The sequence below is a fragment of the Frankia sp. AgKG'84/4 genome (assembly GCF_023242965.2).
GTDB lineage: Bacteria > Actinomycetota > Actinomycetes > Frankiales > Frankiaceae > Frankia.
Genome location: NZ_JALKFU020000884.1, coordinates 1 through 870, shown reverse-complemented (window position 1 = coordinate 870; position 870 = coordinate 1). Strand labels below are relative to the sequence as shown.

Annotated in this window: 1 protein-coding gene; it reads right to left on the bottom strand. The window is 76.2% G+C overall.

Features of this window, described 5'->3' with window-relative positions:
• A partial coding sequence (locus MXD58_RS25835; protein WP_250610317.1) for a hypothetical protein occupies positions 1–426 on the bottom strand: 426 nt, incomplete at its 3' end.
• Between the last annotated feature and the right edge of the window lie 444 nt (positions 427–870).

The window sequence follows — 870 nt, the reverse complement described above, 5'->3', positions numbered from 1 at the left end:
CCGCCGGGCCGCCCGTCGCACGGCGCACGCGGCACCGCGCGCGACCCGCCACAACAACCGTTCGCCAGCCGCCAGCCAGCCGGCCAGGAACAACGCCGCCAGGGCATGGCCCGCGAGCATCGGTAGCCCGCCGTGGAGAAGGTCCACGGTCCCGTGCTCCGGGACGACCGCGACCTGCGCGGCCGACGGCGGCGCAGGGTGGTGTGCCCCGCCGGACGCACTGATCGCGAAGGCGACATGCAGGCACACCTGCACGGCCAGCACCAGACCGATCAGCCGTCCCGGTGAGAGGCGGTCAGCTGTGGCCCCCCAGCCCACCCTGCACGTCAGCAACAGGCCGGCGGCGGTGATGGGCAGGGACGGCCGCATTCCGGTGGCCACGCCATGCGCCCCGGCCGCGAGGCTGACCGTAAGGCCCGCCAGCACGAGGCTCCGCGACGCCCTGCCAACCGGCGTACCGGCCCACCCGGGAAGCCCTCGGCCGGAGACTGTCCGCGCCTGCTCTGAGCACGCCGCAGGAGCCACGCAGGGGCCACCCGGCTCCCGCGTCACGGACTCGACCACGACCGCCAATTCTAAAGGGCCGGACTGGCCAGGGACACGGATTGCGCGCCGCGGAATGCGGCCGCGTGGCGCCGCCGGTCGGGACACGTGTCCACCGGGGCCTCGGCCGCCGTGCGGTCATCCACAGGTCGGGGCCGCGCCGCCCTCAGCCGCGTTGATCCGAGGAGACTGGGCGCATGTTGCCCGACGCCTCGGTCGCCGGGGCGGATCTGCCCGTTCGGACCGCCCTGCCGGCGCTCCTCGCCGCGCTGACGGCCCGCGACGAGCACGGGGCCGGCGGGGCCGGCGGGGCCGCGGTGCTGGTCG